We start from the raw sequence: 17,654 nt of genomic DNA on the forward strand, positions 1-17,654 counted from the left end.
ATCCTAAAACCACAACATTATGAGTTTAAGAATAGGGGACGCAGCTCCCAACTTTAAAGCAGATACCTCTATTGGCGAGATCGATTTTTATGAATTCTTAGGAGATAGCTGGGGTGTTTTATTCTCTCACCCTGCGGATTATACACCGGTATGCACTACGGAACTTGGTCGTACAGCTGCATTGAAAGGTGAGTTCGAAAAAAGAAACGTGAAAGTCCTTGCGCTGAGTGTAGATTCTGCAGAATCACATAAAGGATGGATCAGTGACATCAATGAAACACAAAATACAAATGTAGAATTCCCGATCATAGCTGATGAAGATAAAACAGTAGCTGACCTGTATGATATGATTCATCCAAATGCATCAGAAACTTTAACTGTACGCTCTTTGTTCATCATTTCTCCGGATAAAAAGGTGAAACTGATGCTGACTTATCCTGCTTCTACCGGAAGAAATTTCAATGAAGTATTGAGGGTGATCGATTCGCTTCAGCTGACTGCAAATTATAGCGTTGCCACGCCTGCCGACTGGAAAGATGGTGATGATGTAGTAGTGATGAACAGTATCAAAACGGAAGATATTCCTGCTAAATTCCCTAAAGGACACAAAGTGATCAAACCTTATCTGAGAACTACACCTCAGCCAAATAAATAAGATTTATTCAATTTATAGGATAACCCTGCATCAATCTGATTGGTTGTTGCAGGGTTAATTATTTAACAAGGCCGCGATTGCGGCGAGATTAACGCGCCATGATTTTACCTCCTGATTTGTTTATCCTTAAAGAACTGGTGTTTGATCATCTTGGCTTTGAAACTACACCGGTAGTTCCGGAAGCTGAAAGCGCCGAGTATGGAGCTTGTTCATTTAAAATCAACGGATTAGCGGTACGGTTTCGGGTAGCCAAAATTACCCCAACTAAAACCGGTCAGTTTGTAACGCTCTGGAAGAGAAAGGGGACAGGCCCCATCGAGCCTTATCAGGCATCTGATGAAATTGATCTGTTCCTGGTGAGCACAAGAAAAGAACAGTGCTTTGGGCATTTTGTATTTCCTAAAGAAGCGCTGATTAAACATGGTGTCCTCAGTGATAAGAGGAAAGAAGGTAAGCGGGCGATCCGTGTTTATCCCCCCTGGGACGAGGCCACCAATAAACAGGCAAAGAAAACCCAGCAATGGCAATTGGAATATTTTATGGAGATCCTTCCGGAAGAGACCATAGATGTGGCGCTTGCGGAGCGGCTTTATACAGGGGAATAGTTGTATAGATTTCTTTAAGTGATGATGAAATATTAATTATATTCATACACAATAAGGAGGGGTAACTATGTTCACAATTTACAAGGATAAACATGAAAAAAAATCAAATAGACTCATTGAAAAATGTAGTTAAGAATTGGCTTATTGAGATTGACAAAACAGAAATATTACCCTCAGACATTATTGCATTAAGTTTCAATCTTTATATGCCATATGGTCTTGAGCTTGTTGGCTCTAAATCTTACGACGAAGAAGATGGTGATTGGGCATGTGAAGAAGATTTTAAGCCTAAACAAAGGAAGTGTCCCAACTTTGAAGTTCCATACAGTTTGGAATGGGAGGAAGTTCTAAAAATTGTAGTGGGAATTTTAAAGGAATTAGTTACAGAGCTTTCTTCTACAAATCTTTTTAGTGTGAAACATATTGCAGCGGGCTTTGTGGATGGAGACTTGATTGTGATTAAATAGTGTTATTCAGAAGTTACACAAATCCGTCGTCCATAACCTTCATGTCGAAATAATTAAAAGAAAAGACCCTTTTTTTGGAGGGTCTTTTCTTTCTATGATTATCCTAATGATTTTGTGAATATAGTTTCGAAGTTTTTGAACTTGGTCCTGATCTCTTTATTCAGCTCGGCCTGTTTGTTTTTCTCCGTTTCCTGATCCAGTCCATTTAATATAGACAAGCCCCATTGTATATTTCTGATATAGCCACGTTGAATATCCGGGGCTAAGGTGGCAATATAACTCAGCTCCTGATCCAGAAAAGAAACGGTTGCTTTGGCCAATATATTTGCCTGTTTATGGTCGTTTAGATGGTACAGGATGCTGATTGCATCAAATTTGTTTAAGGTATCCCTTATTTCATAATTCCTTAATGGAAGGTCTTTTATGCTTTTCATCATGAGGGCATGGGCTGCTTCATTTTTGCCTTCATTGATGAGGTTTGAGGCAAGGGTATTATTGGAAGACCAGGTCCCAAAAGCTATCGCCCGACTTTGTTCATCGAGATAACTGGCTTTATTGAAACCAGAAAGATCCATTTTGTTCATTACATTCTCGTACATCACCTCAGTATTGGTGACCTGAGATTTGTCTCTGGTGTCTTTCGGGTCTCTTTTTAATGGCAGGAGGCGATAAGCATAACCTTCCATATAAAGGTATTTGTCCAGCCCCATATAGGTGTCCTGAGTAGAAGAGGTGGCAAAATAGATTGGTCTTTTCCAGTTGTTATTGGCCAGGATGTCATATACTGCAAGGTCTGCCTTACCGATAAATTTCTTGTCGATTGTCCATTCCATACTGGAAGTCGCTTTTTCTTTATCTGCGGCTTTTATGGTTTTTGTTTTGACCAGCTGATCAGAATCTACACTTAGCTTCAACTTTTTGCTGGGCAGGAAGTTCTCAAAAGAACCGTCGCCCATTTCTAATTTATCTGCTTTATTGTCGGAGGTCAGAACGGCCATCAGGTCTTTCAATTCTACACTGTCGGTAAATCCATAATCAACATAAGGGATATAGTCCCGGACTCCTTTTTGATATTTCTCGCTTGGCATCGTAACCGGAAGTGGAGCAGAATTGTTGACCTGTTTTTTCAATTGATTGATGTAATCATCGTCACTTAGAAATTGCATGCAAATCACCCTGACATCTGTCCGGATTCCTTCTACTTCCTGGGCATACCATAGGGCGAAAGTGTCATTGTCTGCATTGGTGAAAAGAATGGCATTCGGTGCACATGAGCTCAGGTAATTACGGGCCCAGTCTCTGGCTGTTGTTTTTGCAGAACGGTTATGGTCGTCCCATCCCTGGGTAGCCATTAATACCGGAACGGCAAGTAATGCGACAAGGGAAGCTGTAATCAGGCTTAACCTGCCCGGAGCAAAACGTTGTAACGCTTCTTTCAGTGCCAATACCCCAAAGCCGATAAAAATGCAGAAGGCATAAAAGGAACCAACATAGGCATAATCACGTTCCCTTGGTTGTAAGGGATCCTGGTTCAGGTAGAGGATAATTGCCAGTCCGGTGAAGAAGAAGAGCGTAGCGATCACTAAAGTGGCTTGTCTGTTCTTTCTATACAGGAACAGGAGCCCTGCAATTCCTAAGATCAGGGGCAGGCCATAATAAACGTTATGTCCCTCATTGGATTTAATGGAAGCAGGTAAATTAGTTTGTGAGCCCAGTCTCATTCCATCCAATGGTTTGATCCCGCTGATCCAGTTTCCTGCATCTAGGCTTCCATTTCCCTGAATGTCATTCTGACGGCCAACAAAGTTCCATAAGAAATACCTCATATACATAAATCCGACCTGATAAGAACTGAAGAAACTCAGGTTCTGGGCAAAGGTTGGAGATTCATTTTCTCCCATTCCCAGCCATTGCCTGTAATAGGCCGCATGTCCGTCTTTCCCGCTATGGGTACGTGGGAAAAGAAGGTTTTTATCATAGTTTACTTTAAAGGATTTACCGGAAACTTCGTATTTGTCTTTTCCTTTACGGTACTCTGTTCCGGTGTCTTTGTAGTCTGTTTGCTGCGCATCGAATGTTTTGCCGTACAACAACGGAGTTTCTCCATAATTGGTTCTTCCAAGATAGCTGTATAAAGAAAAAGGATTGTCAGGATTGGATAGGTTGATATTAGGTTTGGCATTGGCCCTGATCAGGGTGACAAAATAGGAGCTAAAACCAAAGAGTATAAATGCCAGACATAGCAGGCTCAGGTTCATGTTGTATTTTTTATGCTGAACCGAATAATAAATACCATAACTAATTGCGGCAATGAGCAGGAGAACGAAAGCCATCGCTCCATAGCCGAAGCTAAAGCCCAGTGTATTGACAAAAAACAGGTCAGACTTAGCGGCAAATAACACGAGGTATTGCACAATCACGATCTGTACTGTTCCTACAATCAGACAGGCCAGTGCAAATGCTTTTAAGGTGCCTAACCAGGTAACCTGCTTTGTTTTTTTGAAATAATAAACCAGTACAATTGCAGGAATGGTCAGTAAGCTTAGTAAATGTGCACCGATGGATAAACCAACAAGGAAGGAAATGAAGACCAGCCAGCGGTTATCAAGATCACTTTCCCATTTCAGGATCGCCCAGAAAACGATAGCGGTGAAGAGGGTAGAGAGGGCATACACCTCGGCTTCCACTGCTGAAAACCAGAAGGTATCTGAAAAAGTATAGGCCAGTGCACCAACTACACCTGCAGCAATGATACCCAGCATTTCCAGTTTGCTTTTTTCTTTTGGATAGAGTTTGGAAGCCAATGCGGTAATGGTCCAATAGAGGAACATGATGGTCGCTCCGCTAAATAAAACAGAACTGAAGTTGATCCAATAGGCAACTTTCGTGGTATCGCCCATGGCGAGTGCAGAAAATAATTTACCGATCATCATGAATAAAGGGGCTCCTGGCTGATGGCCGACCTGCAATCTGTAACTCGCGGAGATGAACTCCCCGCAATCCCAAAAGCTTACGGTAGGTTCCATGGTAAGCCAGTAGACCATGCTGGCGATTCCAAAAAGGAGGAAGCCCACAATGTTATTGAGCTGACGATAGTTTTTCATGATTAAAGGTTTTGATTTTCGGTTAATCAAAAATAACTAAATCATTAAAGTATCGCTTTTTGAAAATGTTAAAGTATGTTAAAAAGTGTTAAATTTTTGAAGCTTAGTGGTTTAGTAGTGTTGTTCGATCGTAGCGTCAATGATCAGGTATCCGTCCTTTTTACTTTGAGTGAAAATCAGGAAACGGTGGTTGTCTGATTTGATTTTATACTTTTTTACCAGAAGCTCTGCTTTATCCTGGTAATTCCGGGCAATGACATTAGCCCTCAGATCTTTTTCTTTTTTCAGTTCCGTAGCGGAAATAAGGCCGTTGATGTGGAACCTTCTGCCCGGAAATTCAGGGACGATATGGTCTGAAGTATACAGTTGGGTTTGGGAATGTAGCTTCTGTAGCTGATAACGGGAAGCAATGAGCTGGAAAGCTCCTCCCTTCAGTAAAGCCGTATCAGGTTCGTACAGGTATTTTTGTAAAGGAGCTGCGGTAATCTCCGCATCGCTATCTTCTTCTCCTTTGAAAAAGCTGAATGTCTTTTCTTCTTCATTGAGTGTGGTACATACGATCTTTACTTTTTCAGCAGCTGTTCTTTCGACGATCCAGATCAGTTCTTTGCATTCATTTCTAACGCTGACTACATGGACCTCTGTCACATTTTTAAGCTCTTTTAAGCCCGCACTGATGTCCAGAAGAGGAGCTGTTTTGATGATGACTCTCCTTGCCCTGGATAAGAGCAGGTCCAGGTGCTGCACCACATCCGGCGTACAGTCTTTCAACATAAATACTTTTCCGCTCTGACTTCTCCTTGCAGGGTCGATATAGATGTTGTCGAATTGAAGCTCGTTGTTTTCAAGATGGGCAATGCCATCTGTTGCCAGAAACTGAATGTTGGTTTGCTTCAATGCAGTGGCATTGTGAGCCGCAATGGCAGAGAGCTCTTCGTTGATCTCACAATGGGTAACAGATTTCAGCCTTTTGGCAAAATAAAAGCTGTCTACGCCAAAACCGCCTGTCAGGTCGATCAGTGTTTCTCCTGTTGCTAATGTGGCTTTATAAGCAGCAGTGCTTTCTGAAGAACATTGTTCTATAGACAACAGCAAAGGGTAATAGATGAGCTCCTGATGATACCAGGCGGGTAATTTCCTGACCGACTTATTTTTGGCTGCAATCTGATTGGCCAGCTCTTTCGAACTGACCTCAGGAAAGGGACTTTTAGCCATAGCGATTTTATGTACATCGTCATTTAAATGATGGTTGATGTATTGCTGTACTTCGCTATCTAAAATATGATCGTTCAATATCTGTTAATTTAGGAGGCAGTAGCCTGGTCTTTCATTACAATCTGACAGGTATGTCTACTTTTTACTTCCAGCAAAATGTTCTTGTTGACCGTTACACGATCTATGGTTTGCTGGTTATAATACCTGATGGTAACCAGTTCAAGACCGGTATTGTATTTCACTTTATAATGAACAGAAAGTTCCTCAATCAGTTTTTGTAATTTTTCTGCATCCTCATCAATGCTTACTGAAAAACTGATGGCAGAGTTCAGCATCGTATTGATCTTTACTTTATGCTTATGGAAAAGACTGAAAATATCGCTCAGGTTCTCTTCAATAATGAAGGAGAAATCCTTAGGGAAGATCGAGATCAGGACCTGTTGTACTTTAAAGATAAAAGAAGGGACAGGTAACTGATTTTCAGCCGCGGTAATGTCAGTTCCTTCGGCTTCAGGATGAAGGAATGAACGTACGTATAAAGGAATGTTTTTATTCTGGATTGGCTTAATGGTTTTCGGGTGAATCACCGTTGCTCCATAATAAGCCAGCTCTATCGCATCGTGGTAAGACAGTTGTGGAATCCTTTCTGTTTCATCAAACCATTTAGGATCTGCATTTAATACACCAGGAACATCTTTCCAGATGGTCAGTGATTCTGCATTGAGGCAGGATGCAAATATCGCAGCCGAATAATCAGATCCTTCACGGCCTAAGGTGGTGGTAAAGTTTTCACTTGTGCCTCCGATAAAGCCCTGTGTAACGCCGATCTGGTATTCCAGAACAGGAGCAAGGTTGTCCTGAATTTCTTCTTCCGTCCTTTCCCAGTTCACATTTCCTTCCCGGTAATTGTTGTCGGTCTGAATGAAGTTTCTGGCATCCAGCCATTTGGTGTTGCTGCCATCCAGGTTCAGATAAGCGGCCACAATCTTGGTAGATACGATTTCACCAATGGAAACGATCTGGTCATAGATATAATCAGGGGCATCGGTTGCCTCTTCTTCAATCAGCCAGTCGATCTCTACAAAACTATTGGCAATATCATTATATACCGGGTGATGGTGATCCGGGAATAACTTTTCCAGAATGCCAAAATGGTAAGCTTTTACTTCTTCAAAAAGCTGATGCGTTTCTTCCTCTTCGCCATGTAAATAGGCGCGGGTGAGGGCTTCGAGCTTATTGGTCATTTTTCCCATCGCAGAGACTACAATCAGGAGTTTTTCTTTGGGATAGCGTTTAACAATTTGCGCAAGATTGATCACGCCTTCTGCATCTTTAACAGAAGCGCCTCCAAATTTGAATACGAGCATAGTTATGGTGTCGGACTGAGTAATGTATTAGGTTTAGCAAGAGCTTTCAGCTCACTGAAGGGAATAAGAAGTTCAGTGCTGCCATAAGCGTAAGCTTTAATTTCGTAGGGGTTGTAAAGGAATTTTAAACCTTCTTTGGTGATGGTAAAGTTGCGGTTTAAGCTAAACGTATCTTTTTCGAAAAAATAGCTGTCTTTCAGACTGGCCGTAGGACTGAGCTTCTCATTTTTTCTGAAGATTTTTTCGGCGATGGCGTTTAGTTCAGGAAGGCCACCTTCTTTGATCAGCGATTCCAGGGTAATTTCTTTTAAGGTCTTTGGATCAAAATTCCAGAATACCATGGCACTGTTTGGATGGGCACCACCTGCATAGCTCACATTGCTGTGCTCCAGGCATAGGTAATCAGGCTGGCTGACTAAAACTTTGGTCTGATCGTCAAGAAACCAGGCTCCTGGCTGTCCCATATCCGGTTCTCCGTTGACGCTGTCAAAACCTTCCACAAAAGAAGCGGCCATTTCTTTGTACGTCTTTGGTTTCTCACTGTCTACATCTCCTGCCGCATCTATGGCTTTTTTCTCTACCAGCTGGTTTAACTGCTCATTTGAAAATATGGGATAAACAATTTTTGCATAAGCGGTATCGGCTTTCCCTTTATCAATGGCCGTAGTCGTCTTACTGAAAACCTGAAGGCTGTCGTATTTGTAAGTTAAACTGCTGCTTGTAGTGCCGGCATTGGTACTGTCTGTCTGTCCAGTGGTTTTCTTTTCACTCTGGCAAGCGATCACGCTTAAGGAAATCAATAATACACCAAGTCTTTTCATCTGATCTTTTTTATGTTTTTTCAACCATTCTACCTACAAAGGTCATGCCTTTAAAGCGGATTATTTTGCAATCTGCTCTTTTGAAAAGGAAGCGTTTAACCAACCGGTTTCAATCTGGGCAGCATATTTATTGTAGAAATTGATGGCCGGTTCATTCCAGTCGAGCACCTGCCAGGTCATCCCGTTATAGTTTTTCTCCTGAGCTTCTTTCATCACGGTTTCAAAAAGGATTTTTCCTACCCCTTTACCTCTATAGTTTTCGGTAACCAGGAAATCTTCCAGGTAAAGGCGACAACCTTTCCAGGTGGAATATCTGGTGTAATACAAAGCAAAGCCAATGATCTGCTGATCATCTTCGGCCACAAAGGCTTTCCATACCGGTGTAGCACCGAATCCGGCATCGATAAACTCGGCCAGGGTAACGGTTACTTCTTCCGGTGCTTTTTCATATAGGGCAAGTTCATTGATCAGCTCTAAAAGTCTGGCGCAATCTTCTTGTCTGGCAACTCTGATGATGATGTTATTCATTAGGCTTCTTCTTTCCAGTGTTTAATTTTTCTTTTACCAAATATACTGCTGCCCACACGGACCATGGTACTTCCGGCTTCTATGGCCAGTTTATAATCTCCGGACATGCCCATAGAGATCTCTTTAAAGCTGTCTTCTTTTCTGAAGAAGCTCAGTTTGATGCCATCAAAAAGAACTTTCAGTTCTGTAAATTCATCCAGGGTTTGTTTTTCCAGGGCATTATTGCTGGCAATTCCCATCAGACCAACAATTCTGACGTTTTTCATGGCCGCAAATTCTTCTGAACGCAACAGTTCGATCGCTTCGTCAAAGCCAAGACCAAACTTGGTATCTTCATCGGCAATATAGATCTGAAGCAAACAGTCGATTACTCTTTTGTTCTTTGCAGCTTGTTTATCGATTTCCAATAACAATTTTAAACTGTCTACAGATTGGATCAGGCTGATAAAAGGGGCAATGTATTTGACTTTATTGGTCTGTAAATGACCAATAAGGTGCCACTCTATATCCTGTGGCAATTGCGCCTGCTTGTCTACCAGCTCCTGCACGATGTTCTCTCCAAATACCCTTTGTCCGGCTTCGTAAGCTTCTGTTACTGCTGCCGCTTCCTGGTATTTAGATACGGCGATTAATTTCACCGGGATCGCATCCAATTCGTTTTTATATTTTAATAAGTTATCTGCTATACTCATTTATCAGTATTTTTGGTAAAATTAAGAACCTTAGCGAACTTTGTCTAAGAAATAATGATGTTTTAAGCATAATGAGAAACTTTCTATATATCGTCTTCCTTTTTTTACTGATTTCAGGCTGCAAACCCGGTATTCCAAAAGACATCATTCAACCTGGCCAAATGTCGGCATTGTTGAGTGATATTCATGTGGTTGATGGTTATGTATCCTCAATTCCAAGTGTAGACTCAGCGAAGAAGGTTGCCGCATCGTATTATAAGGGCGTTTATAAAAAGTACGATACGGATTCTGCGATGTATGCAAAGAGCATGGCTTATTACTACAAAAATCCTAAGGTACTGGATCAGATTTATGGAGACGTGGTGGCCGACCTTAGCAGGCAAAAGGATGTGATTGTAAAATCAGACTCCTTGTCGAACGTCAAAGTCAGGCTGGAACAGGCGCTGAAAAAGAGTGCGGATTCACTGATGAAAGCGAATCCCGAGTACAAAATCCGTTTTCTCCTGAAAGACACCACAACGAAGGCGAAAATAGATATTATTCAACCAAAGATGGTTTATACAGAACCCAAATAAAATATTAATATAAGTATGTTATATCCTGAGAATTGTTTAGAGCGTTTGGGTTTTAATGAGATCAGACAACTTATTCATAAACACTGTTTAAGCCCGATGGGGCAGCAGATGGTCGATAAAATGCAGGTCATGACGAAGTATGACCAGATCAATAAGTTTTTACGGCAAACCAATGAGTTTAAAAGTATCCTGGAAAACCAGGAACCCTTACAGATCAGTACCTTTTTTGATATTAAAAGCCTTGCTGATAAGATCAAAGTAGAAGGAACGTATCTGGTAGAAGATGAGTTACACCAAATGTATGCCTCACTGCAAACCGTATTTTCGGTACTGAGGTTTTTTGAAGAAAGAAAAGAAGTTTACCCCAACCTGGAAGCCTTACTGGAACACCTTCCTGTTGAAAAGAATATCCTGAAAAGAATTGAGACTGTTCTTGATCCCAAAGGAAAAATTAAGCCGAATGCTTCAACTACGTTGCAACAGATTATCGGCGATATTTCCAAAGCAGAACAGGATGTCCGCAAGCGGATGGATTCCATTTTTAAGCAGGCGGTAGGCAACAACTGGGTGGCAGATGGAAGTCTGACCATCAGGGATGGAAGAATGTGTATTCCGATCCTGGCAGAAAATAAAAGAAAGATGAAAGGTTTCATCCATGATGAGTCGGCCAGCGGGCAGACCGTGTATATGGAGCCGGAAGAAGTCTTTACTTTAAATAATAAGCTCAGAGATCTGGAATTTGATAAACGCAGGGAGATCATCAAGATCCTGATTGCACTGACCACTGATCTGAGGCCTTATACGCCTTTGTTGTTGTCTTATCATGGATTCCTGACCAAACTGGATTTTGTCCGTGCAAAGGCTTTGTTTGCGATAGAGGTGGAAGCCGATATGCCGGTCCTGATCAAGGAGGCTAAAACAAAACTGATCAATGCACGTCATCCTTTGTTGTACCTTTCCTTTAAGGCCGATAAAAAGACGGTGGTGCCATTGAATATGCACATCACGTCTGAGCTGAGAATTATTTTGGTTTCAGGACCCAATGCGGGAGGAAAGTCGGTCTGTATGAAAACTGTAGGTTTATTGCAGCTGATGGTACAATCAGGTTTGCTGATTCCTGTGCATGAATCAAGTGAGGTAGGGATTTTTGAAAACATCTTTGCCGATATCGGTGATGATCAATCCATAGAAAGTGATTTGAGTACCTATAGTGCGCATTTAACGAAAATGCGTTATTTCGTAGAACATGCTTCTCCGAAAACACTGGTGCTGATCGATGAGTTTGGAACAGGTACTGATCCTCAGTTTGGAGGGCCGATGGCGGAAGCGGTACTGGAAGTATTGAACAATAAAAAGGTACGGGGGGTAATCACTACCCACTATTCCAACCTGAAACTTTTTGCCGGCAATACCCCCGGACTGGAAAACGCGTCCATGTTATTCGATAACGATAAGATGAAGCCACTCTATGTCCTGGAAATCGGTAAGCCGGGAAGTTCTTATGCTTTTGAAATTGCACAGAACATCGGACTTCAAAAGGAAGTACTGGAACTGGCAAGGGCAAAAACAGGAACCAACCAGAACAGGATCGACAGTTTACTGGTAGATCTGGAAAGGGAGAAAAAGCAGATTTATGATACGAAACTGCATTTGTCTACGCAACAGAACAAGGTGAAAAACCTGGTTGCTGAAAATGAGAAACTGAAGCTGTTTTTAGATGAGAACAAGAAAGTGCTCATCAAAGAAGCGAAGCTGGAAGCGCAGGCGATCATTAAGAATGCGAACAAACTGGTAGAAAATACGATTGCTGAGATCAAGGAAAATCAGGCAGATAAAACGGTGACCAAGCAATTGCGACAAAACCTGCAAAAGGTGATGGTGCAAAATCAGGTCAAAGAAGAAAAGAAACCTGAAGTGGCGGTACCATTGAATACCCCTATAGAAGTGGGCGATTGGGTGCAGCTGAATAACAGCGAAACTACTGGTCAGGTGTTAGAAATTAACCGGGATAACCTGGTGGTGGCTTTAGGTGATCTACGTTCTGTTTTGAAGAAAAACAGGGTGTATAAGATCAGCAACAAACAAGCTAAAAAAGCCATTCAGAACAACTCCTACACCGGAAGTATCTCTGAAGCGATTGGAAACTTTACGGCGGAACTGGACCTGCGTGGAATGCGTGGTGATAATGCGCTTCATGAAGTGGAGAAATACCTGGACAAATCAATCATGCTGGGCTTTCCTTTCATTAAACTGATCCATGGAAAAGGAGACGGGATTTTAAGAAAGCTGATCCGTGAATACCTGAAGAAGTATAGCCAGGTAAACCGGGTAGAGGATGAGCATGCCGACAGAGGAGGCGATGGCATCACTTACGTATATTTCAATTAAGTAAACATATTTGGGACATTGCTGTTATATTAAAAAAGCAATGTCCTATGAAAACCTTGATCATCAGTGCTTTTGCACTTCTGCTTAGCTTTTCTGCCTGTAAGAAAAGTAAATCTGACGGAACGGGAAATCCCCTTCCTGATGCGGAATTAAAGACCCGTGTATTGAGTTCAGGTCTGGTTCATCCCTGGGAGATGATCTATGGTCCGGATCAGCAGATCTGGATGACTGAACGGCCGGGAAGGATCAGCAGGGTAGATCCTCAGACGGGAAAAGTTACGTTATTACATACGATTTCTGAAGTAGTCTCTAATGGAGAAGGTGGTTTATTGGGAATGGCTTTACATCCTGATTTTACGACTAATCCATGGGTTTATGTGGTCTATAATTATACAACCGGTGGCAATTACAGAGAAAAAGTGGTCCGTTTTAATTATGCAAATGGAGCGCTTAGTGCTCCTGTAACGATCATTGATCAGATTCCTGCGGCCAGTATTCACAATGGTTCAAGGCTACTGATTACCGCTGACCGGAAGCTGATGATCAGTACCGGTGATGCAAGCAATGCCCCTAATGCACAAAACACAGGTTCTCTTTCCGGAAAAATCCTTCGTTTGAACCTGGATGGAAGTATTCCTGCTGATAATCCCAATGCGGGTAGTCCTTTATGGAGCTTCGGACATCGGAACCCTCAGGGATTAATCCAGGTAGGAGATAAGATCTATTCTTCTGAACATGGCGCAAATAGTGATGACGAGATTAACCTGATTGTAAAAGGAAGGAATTATGGATGGCCTAATGTTGAAGGCTTTTGCAATACAACAACAGAGCAGGGTTTCTGCGCCATCAATAATGTAGTGGAACCATTGTTTGCCTGGACGCCTACCATCGCCACTGCGAGCATTTCTTATTACAATTCGGATTATATCCCCCAATGGAAAAACTCTTTGTTACTGGTGAGTCTGAAGGCTTCAAAGCTGACGCAGTTGAAGCTCAGTGCAGGAGGCGATAAAATCACGGAAGCAAAAGACTTTTTAGTTAATGAATTTGGCCGGTTGAGAGCCATATGCCAGTCGCCTGACGGGAAGATTTACATCGCGAGCAGCACCGGGAATAACGATAAAATTATAGAAATAGCCAAATAAATTGTTGGAACACATTTTATACTATAATTTAGTAGCAAAACCTTATATATGATCAATAAAGTAGTTTCGGGTGCTGATGAAGCCATCAGCGATATCGAGAATGGGAATACCTTAATGCTCGGCGGTTTTGGGCTTTGTGGTATTCCTGAGAATTGCATTACCGCTCTGGTAAAGAAAGGCGTAAAAGATTTAACATGTATATCCAACAATGCAGGAGTAGATGATTTCGGAATCGGGCTGATGTTGCAACAACGTCAGGTGAAGAAAATGATCTCTTCCTATGTAGGTGAAAATGCAGAATTTGAACGTCAGTTGCTAAGCGGGGAATTGGAAGTAGAGCTGATTCCGCAAGGAACATTGGCAACAAGGTGTATGGCTTCCGGATATGGAATGCCTGCAATTTTTACTCCGGCTGGAGTAGGTACAGAAGTGGCCGAAGGAAAGGAAGTACGAAACTTTAATGGGAAAGACTACCTGATGGAATATGCTTTTGATGCTGATTTTGCAATTGTTAAAGCCTGGAAAGGAGATACCGCAGGAAACCTGATCTTCAGGTCGACGAGCAGGAATTTCAATCCGGTAATGGCGATGGCAGGAAAGATCACCATTGCTGAAGTAGAAGAGCTGGTGGAAGCAGGAGAATTAGATCCTGATCATATTCATACGCCCGGTGTATTCGTTCACCGCATATTTCAAGGTGCCGGTTATGAGAAAAGAATCGAGCAACGAACAGTCAGAACAAAAAATTAATCCTATTAAATTATTAGTATGTTGGATAAGGACGGAATTGCGAAGCGTATCGCAAAAGAAATCAAAGACGGATTTTATGTGAATTTAGGGATCGGCATTCCTACATTGGTAGCCAATTATATTCCTGCAGGAATCAACGTGGTATTGCAATCTGAAAACGGATTGCTGGGAATGGGGCCATTCCCTTTTGAAGGAGAAGAAGATGCAGATCTGATCAATGCAGGAAAACAAACGATTACGACTTTACCAGGATCTTCGATCTTTGACTCTGCATTGAGCTTTGGCATGATCAGGAGCCAGAAGATAGACCTTACTATTTTAGGGGCTATGGAAGTGTCTGAGAACGGAGATATTGCGAACTGGAAGATCCCGGGCAAGATGGTGAAAGGAATGGGAGGAGCAATGGATCTTGTGGCTTCTGCAAAGAACATTATTGTAGCGATGCAGCATGTAAATAAAGCAGGAGAAAGTAAGTTATTGCCGAAATGTACTTTACCGCTTACGGGAGTGAATTGTATCAAAAAGATCGTTACTGAGCTTGCGGTATTGGATGTGCTTCCTGAAGGAGGTTTTAAACTGATTGAAAGGGCACCGGGTGTGAGCGTGGATTACATCAGACAGGCCACTACAGGTAAACTGTTTGCGGATGACAATGTGCCGGAAATGATTTTTGACTAAAAATAGAAATATTCATTGTTAAATAGAAAAGGGACGCAATTGCGTCCCTTTTTATGTTATTCCTGTTTGTGTTTACAGTATTTTACTTTTAAATCAGCAGAGATTTCATCTGTGATTTTGATGATGTCATCAGGTGTATCGAAATTGTTGACAATAATCTTGTCGCAATCTCCTCTGTAAGGCAATAAATATTCATGATATGCCGGAACCACATGGTTGATCCATTTGTAAGTTACATCTTCTTCAGAGTACCCACGTTCCATTCCATCGCGTTTGATCCTTCTGGCCAGAGCAACTGCATCTTCAGCCTCTACAAATATGCGGTGATCGAGCATTGCTGCAATCTCCTCGAAATGCAGAATGAAAAGGCCTTCTACGATAATAATAGGAGCTGGATTAATCTCCAGAATTTTTGTTACTGCTAAAGGATTATTGAAATTATATTCCTTTTTGTAGATCACTTCACCTTTTACCAGTTTCTTAATATCAAGCAGGAACTGCTCGTTATCAATGGTAGAAGGTAAATCAAAATTATATAGTTTGTTTTCTTCCTGGGTCATTTCTCCCACAGGAATGTAATAGTCATCCTGAGAAACCAGGGTAACTTCATCATGTTTAAAATGATGTAAGAAACAATTTAAAAAAAAGGTTTTACCGGAACCACTTCCCCCCGCAATACCAATGATAAATGGCTTATTGTTCATTGTCTTGTCCACCGTACGTTAAATTACAAAAAAATCTTTTGTCCAATGCGCCTAATGCATCAGCAACGGCTTTGGTCATTACAATGATAACATCTTTTGTAGACTCATTCTCTGTAAATTTACCAACAACCTTTGCAAAGGTGGATCTGTTGCTCATTGGATTGGTAATTTTCATGACTGTTCCGATAGGAGCAGAGCGATGTAATACCAGCATTTTTGAAGGGTCAAGATCCGGATCAGCGATCCAGATTCCGGTTCCTTTTTCGTCCATTTGGTTTAAGCCATATCTGCTGGCCGGTAACCTCAACGAAGGATTTTTTATAGAATTTAAAGTATCAACAGTACCTTCTACTTCATTATGAGCATTAGGTAGTGGTTTTGGTGGATACTGTCCTCTGATTAATAATTTCTGACCCACAGTAAGTGAGTTATTGATCAATCCGTTTTTTGTTTTTAGCTGATCCATTGTCATTCTATAAGTAGTGGCAATGGAGTAAATGGTTTCATTAGAAGCAACGGTATGTACCAGCAGTTCTTCATTTGAAGGTGCAGAGGTGGTTGCCGGTGGGGTTTGTGTTTGTGTTGCAGGAGTAGTTGTGGTAGCAGGTTGTTTTTTAGGGAAAATAGGAACGAGTACTTCTTCCTTTTTTCTGTTCTCTATCACTGGCGTCTGTTGTGCGGTAACCGGAGATTGTTGCGATGTGACAGGAGTGGTATTTGGTTTTGTATTACTTGCAGTTTCTGTGGGTTGTTCTTCTGCTGATTTTGTTGCAGGGATCTTTAACAACTGGCCAATCTGAAGGTTAATTGTTCTCAGGTTATTGACCCTTTTGATTTCATTTACCGTTGTGCCATACTTTTCTGCCAGCATATTCAGGTTTTCCTTTTTCTGGACAGCATGTTCGATCAGGCCACCTTCTAAGGTTTGATCTGTGTTGTTGGAAGTGTTGTTAGAGGTGTTGTTTTGAGTGCCGGGAGTTGTTTTACCAGCGGCAGTTGTTCTTACCGGAGCCTGTTCAGCCACAAAAGGAAGGTTGGTAGGTACTTTAATGATGACACCGATTTGTAAAAATTTGTTGTCGTTGAAGGTCATGATGTCTTTTGGGGTCACGCTGTACCTTCTTCCGATAGAATAATAGGTGTCTTTAGCTACGACCTGATGGACAATTAGTTTTTTGCCATTGCGGTTTTCTACACCTATAGAATCCCTTGTGTTGGTATTGGCATTGGCAGCGGATAGGTTTAAAACCACTGCAAATAGCGATACTATATAATATTTATACATTAATGTTCTGTTAAATTTAATGAGCAATTATACGAATAATAAAAGAAAGCGGGAATTTTGAATATTAAACGCTCTTTCCAAAGTGGTATTGTACGCCTAAATAACAATTTTCAAAACCATTTATAACCCCTACTGTTATATATGTGATCCCTATAATCACAACAAAATAAAAAAATAAATACCATGGACGCAAAAGAAATCAGTTTAAATGAGAAAAAAGTAAAACCTGTAGTAGACATGCTGAACGACTATCTGGCTAATTATCATATGCATTACCAGAAATTAAGAGGCTGTCACTGGAATGTAAAAGGGCAGAACTTTTTTACACTGCATATCAAATTTGAAGAATTATATACCAATGCCCAGTTAACTATTGATGAAATTGCCGAGCGTGTACTGACCTTGGGAAAACCACCTCATAGTCGTTTTTCTGATTATATCAAAGAGTCAGCGATCAAAGAAGCAGATACGATTGGAATGAAAGACCTGGATATGGTTGATGCCATTCTGGATGATATGTCTCAATTGATACAGATTGAAAGAGATTTATTAGATGCTACCGATGCCGCAGGTGATGACGGCTCTAATGATATGGTAAACAGATTTATGCAATTTAAGGAGAAAAATACCTGGATGCTGAGATCGTTTGCCGGTAAAAAATAATACGTCTTCCCC

General features: G+C 41.4%; 17 protein-coding genes. 9 read left to right on the plus strand and 8 right to left on the minus strand.

The features are described from left to right. Positions 1–19 precede the first annotated feature (19 nt). The 3 genes from BUC20_RS14035 to BUC20_RS14045 all read left to right on the plus strand — a co-directional run bounded on the left by BUC20_RS14035 (position 20) and on the right by BUC20_RS14045 (position 1,727). Positions 20–655, plus strand: a complete 636-nt coding sequence (locus tag BUC20_RS14035; protein WP_073231615.1) for a peroxiredoxin — start codon at positions 20–22, stop codon at positions 653–655. Between the two features lie 98 nt (positions 656–753). Next, positions 754–1,260: a MepB family protein gene (locus tag BUC20_RS14040; RefSeq protein ID WP_073231616.1), complete on the plus strand. Its 507-nt coding sequence runs from the start codon at positions 754–756 to the stop codon at positions 1,258–1,260. Positions 1,261–1,352: 92 nt separating this feature from the next. Next, positions 1,353–1,727 (plus strand): hypothetical protein, encoded by a 375-nt coding sequence (locus BUC20_RS14045; protein WP_143166793.1) that lies wholly within the window; start codon positions 1,353–1,355, stop codon positions 1,725–1,727. Between the two features lie 98 nt (positions 1,728–1,825). On the opposite strand, the gene BUC20_RS14050 is transcribed toward BUC20_RS14045, so the two are convergent. From BUC20_RS14050 to BUC20_RS14075, 6 genes are all read right to left on the minus strand, one after another. After that, the gene (locus tag BUC20_RS14050) at positions 1,826–4,831 is read right to left on the minus strand and encodes a glycosyltransferase family 117 protein (protein ID WP_073231618.1); all 3,006 of its coding nucleotides are present in this window, start codon (positions 4,829–4,831) and stop codon (positions 1,826–1,828) included. 111 nt (positions 4,832–4,942) lie between these two features. Beyond that, on the minus strand, positions 4,943–6,124 hold the full coding sequence (locus tag BUC20_RS14055) for a THUMP-like domain-containing protein (RefSeq protein ID WP_073231619.1): 1,182 nt from the start codon (positions 6,122–6,124) through the stop codon (positions 4,943–4,945). Between the two features lie 11 nt (positions 6,125–6,135). Then, positions 6,136–7,413, minus strand: coding sequence for an aspartate kinase (locus BUC20_RS14060; protein ID WP_073231620.1), 1,278 nt, complete (start codon positions 7,411–7,413; stop codon positions 6,136–6,138). A gap of 2 nt (positions 7,414–7,415) precedes the next feature. Next, a complete protein-coding gene (locus BUC20_RS14065) occupies positions 7,416–8,234 on the minus strand; it encodes an RsiV family protein (protein WP_073231848.1) in 819 nt (272 codons plus the stop codon). A gap of 60 nt (positions 8,235–8,294) precedes the next feature. Beyond that, positions 8,295–8,762: a GNAT family N-acetyltransferase gene (locus tag BUC20_RS14070; protein WP_073231621.1), complete on the minus strand. Its 468-nt coding sequence runs from the start codon at positions 8,760–8,762 to the stop codon at positions 8,295–8,297. Further along, a complete protein-coding gene (locus tag BUC20_RS14075) occupies positions 8,762–9,454 on the minus strand; it encodes a YggS family pyridoxal phosphate-dependent enzyme (RefSeq protein WP_073231622.1) in 693 nt (230 codons plus the stop codon). Before BUC20_RS14075 ends, BUC20_RS14070 begins: the two co-directional genes overlap by 1 nt. A gap of 71 nt (positions 9,455–9,525) precedes the next feature. On the opposite strand from BUC20_RS14075, the gene BUC20_RS14080 reads away from it, so the two are divergent. Genes BUC20_RS14080 through BUC20_RS14100 form a run of 5 tightly spaced genes read left to right on the plus strand, consistent with a single transcriptional unit; the run spans position 9,526 to position 14,990 of the window. After that, positions 9,526–10,029, plus strand: coding sequence for a DUF4296 domain-containing protein (locus tag BUC20_RS14080; protein ID WP_073231623.1), 504 nt, complete (start codon positions 9,526–9,528; stop codon positions 10,027–10,029). Between the two features lie 15 nt (positions 10,030–10,044). Beyond that, complete coding sequence (locus tag BUC20_RS14085; protein ID WP_073231624.1) at positions 10,045–12,417, plus strand: endonuclease MutS2; 2,373 nt, start codon at positions 10,045–10,047, stop codon at positions 12,415–12,417. 47 nt (positions 12,418–12,464) lie between these two features. Then, entirely contained in the window at positions 12,465–13,562 is a 1,098-nt protein-coding gene (locus BUC20_RS14090; RefSeq protein ID WP_073231625.1) for a PQQ-dependent sugar dehydrogenase, read from the plus strand. A 48-nt stretch (positions 13,563–13,610) separates the two neighbouring features. Further along, a complete protein-coding gene (locus BUC20_RS14095) occupies positions 13,611–14,312 on the plus strand; it encodes a CoA transferase subunit A (protein ID WP_069380508.1) in 702 nt (233 codons plus the stop codon). Positions 14,313–14,330: 18 nt separating this feature from the next. Further along, complete coding sequence (locus BUC20_RS14100; protein ID WP_073231626.1) at positions 14,331–14,990, plus strand: CoA transferase subunit B; 660 nt, start codon at positions 14,331–14,333, stop codon at positions 14,988–14,990. Positions 14,991–15,046: 56 nt separating this feature from the next. On the opposite strand, the gene BUC20_RS14105 is transcribed toward BUC20_RS14100, so the two are convergent. Together BUC20_RS14105 and BUC20_RS14110 are read right to left on the minus strand one after the other, a co-directional pair. Further along, the gene (locus BUC20_RS14105; protein WP_073231627.1) at positions 15,047–15,694 is read right to left on the minus strand and encodes a uridine kinase family protein; all 648 of its coding nucleotides are present in this window, start codon (positions 15,692–15,694) and stop codon (positions 15,047–15,049) included. After that, a complete protein-coding gene (locus BUC20_RS14110; RefSeq protein WP_073231628.1) occupies positions 15,684–16,979 on the minus strand; it encodes a LysM peptidoglycan-binding domain-containing protein in 1,296 nt (431 codons plus the stop codon). Before BUC20_RS14110 ends, BUC20_RS14105 begins: the two co-directional genes overlap by 11 nt. Positions 16,980–17,162: 183 nt before the next feature. Between BUC20_RS14110 and BUC20_RS14115 the strand changes: the two genes are divergently transcribed. After that, positions 17,163–17,642, plus strand: a complete 480-nt coding sequence (locus tag BUC20_RS14115) for a Dps family protein (RefSeq protein WP_073231629.1) — start codon at positions 17,163–17,165, stop codon at positions 17,640–17,642. The last annotated feature ends 12 nt before the right edge of the window (positions 17,643–17,654 follow it).

Origin of the sequence: Pedobacter caeni (genome assembly GCF_900129215.1) — a bacterium.
Lineage (GTDB): Bacteria > Bacteroidota > Bacteroidia > Sphingobacteriales > Sphingobacteriaceae > Pedobacter > Pedobacter caeni.